Annotated in this window: 1 protein-coding gene; it reads left to right on the top strand. The window is 42.1% G+C overall.

Annotated elements, in window-relative coordinates; translation table 11 throughout:
• Window positions 1-20: 20 nt before the first annotated feature.
• On the top strand, window positions 21-2,784 hold a 2,764-nt coding region (locus tag J0895_RS09130), incomplete at its 3' end, for an Eco57I restriction-modification methylase domain-containing protein (protein ID WP_207087794.1).

Raw genomic sequence — 2,784 nt, forward strand, 5'->3', positions numbered from 1 at the left:
GATCGCCTGTTTCGGAATTGTTGGGGGTAGGAGTTTTTGAAGTCTCGGCAGAGGATGGGGAAATTCCCAATGGGACGAAGCGATTGGCGATTTATAAAGAAATTGCCGATTTAGTTCGGGAAAATCTGTTGATTTTTATCGATAAAAACCGGACCCAATGTGTTTGGTATTGGGTTAAGCGAGAGGGAACTAAACTCTATCCTCGGGACCATGTTTATGTGAAGTCGGAACCCTGCGATTTGCTGTTAAGCAAGGTAAGCGCCTTGTATGTTAGTCTCGATGAGTTGGAATCCCTCTCGGTGATTGATGTTGCTCAACGGTTGCAGGCGGGATTAGATATTGAGCGGGTTACTAAGAAGTTTTTTGAAGATTTTAAACAACAGCATATTGAGTTTTTAGGGGCGATTCGTGGCATTGAGAAAGAAGGCGATCGCCGGTGGTACACTTCGGTCTTATTCAACCGTTTAATGTTTGTTTATTTCTTGCAGCGCAAAGGGTTTATTGATGGAGGAAAAACTCTTTATCTTCAAGACAAACTAGAAGAAAGTAAGCAGCGAGGGCCAGATTTATTTTATCGAGAGTTCCTGCCTGCCCTGTTTTTTGAAGGATTTGCCAAACCTTTAGACCAGCGATCGCCTGCGGTGATGGCACTGATTGGGGATATCAAATACTTGAATGGTGGGCTATTTCTCAGCCATCAAATTGAACAAAATTATCCGGATATTGCGATTCCAGATGAGGCGTTTGAAAAGGTTTTTGCTTTATTTGCGGGCTACTCCTGGAATTTAGATGATACCCTGGAAGGCAAAGAGAACGAAATCAACCCCGCAGTTTTGGGATACATTTTTGAGAAATACATTAACCAAAAAGCCTTTGGCGCTTATTATACGCGGTCAGAAATCACCGAATATTTGTGTGATAAGACCATTAACAAGCTCATTTTAGACCGCATCAATCAAGCTGTTGTCCCGCGCAAGTTTGAGAATATTACCGAACTCTTAACCAAACTGGATGCGAATCTCTGTCGGCAATTGCTGGAGGAGATTCTTCCGAATCTGAGTTTATTAGACCCTGCCTGCGGTTCTGGCGCATTTTTGGTGGCAGCCATGAAAACGCTGATTTATGTGTATTCCAACGTGATTGCTACGGTTAAAGTTAGAATTACTGACCATCATCTCCACGCCTGGTTAACCCAAGTTGAAACCGACCATCCGTCTCTCAATTATTACATTAAAAAGCGAATTATTACGGATAACCTCTATGGAGTCGATATCATGGAGGAAGCGACAGAAATTGCTAAATTGCGGCTATTTCTAGCCTTAGTTTCTTCCGCCCATGATGTCAGTGAATTAGAACCTTTGCCGAATATTGACTTTAATATTATGGCGGGAAATTCCCTGATTGGCTTAATTCGGGTGGATGAAACCGGGTTTGATGCGGTTAATTCCGGGACTAAGGCAAAAGGGAAAAAGAAAGAGTCCGAACCCGTTGCTTTACAGGGAAATTTGCTACAACCCTTGGCAGCGAGTGCTTATCAGAAAATTTTAGCCGATAAAAATGCTTCGATTGATTTATATAAAAAACACGCTTTTCAGTCCGGGGAATGGGAGGGAACGTCTCAAGAGTCGCGGTTATTGATGTTGCGGAGTCACATTGAACAGTTAAATCGAGAATCCCAGGACAAGTTAAATGTATTGTTATGGGATGAGTTTAGCAGTCGGTTAGGGATTAAGTATCAGGAGGTGCAAATCTCGGGGAAACCCAAGAAGCGCCTATTAAAACTTGATGACATTGCGGCATTGAAGCCATTCCATTGGGGATATCATTTTGACCGCGTATTGCAACGGGGTGGATTTGATGTAATTATTGCCAATCCGCCTTGGGAAATTTTAAAACCGAATGCCAGAGAGTTTTTTCTTCAGCATAACGAGTTGGTGCAGAAAAGGAAGATGGACATTAAAGCGTTTGAGAAAGCGCAAAGCAAACTACTCGAAAACCTAGAAATTGCCGATACCTGGCTAGAATATCAAAGCCAATTTCCTCATGTTAGCGCTTATTATCGGGCTGCGGAACAGTATCAAAATCAAATTTCAATTGTCAATGGCAAGAAAGCAGGGACGGATATCAACCTCTATAAACTATTTTTAGAACAATGTTTTAATTTATTACGTCCCGGGGGAGAATGTGGAATTATTGTTCCCTCCGGACTTTATACAGATTTAGGGGCAAAACAGTTGCGAGAAATGTTGTTTTCACAAAGCAAAATAGATACACTATTTGGACTCTCGAACGAACGATTTATTTTTGAAGGAGTCCATCACGGATTTAAGTTTTGCCTGCTTACTTTTGCCAAAGGGGAGGGGACTGATTCATTTTGGGCCGCGTTCCGAATCAATCCCCGTGAGGCAATTAGAATTAATCAGCTTGATACGTTTCTCAACAATTCCGATGAACATTTAGTCATTTCAGTACCCCTCGTGCGTCGGTTGTCTCCTGACTCGCTTTCGGTGATGGAGTTTAAATCGGGGGTAGATCTGAAGATAGTGGAAAAATTTCTTGATTTTCCAATGCTGGGTGAAAACATTAAAGAAAAGTGGAATTTGCGGTTAAATCGGGAATTTGATATGACAAATGACAGTCATCTATTTAACCAGCAGCTAGGGGAAGGGGAACTGCCACTTTATGAAGGGAAAATGATTCATCAATTTACTCACCTCTATGCTGACCCCAGGTATTGGGTGGATGAAGCAGAAGGGAGGTCAGCTTTATTAAAACGGGGACAAA

It is taken from the genome of Phormidium pseudopriestleyi FRX01 (assembly GCF_017313335.1).
In the GTDB taxonomy this organism is placed as follows: domain Bacteria; phylum Cyanobacteriota; class Cyanobacteriia; order Cyanobacteriales; family Laspinemataceae; genus Laspinema; species Laspinema pseudopriestleyi.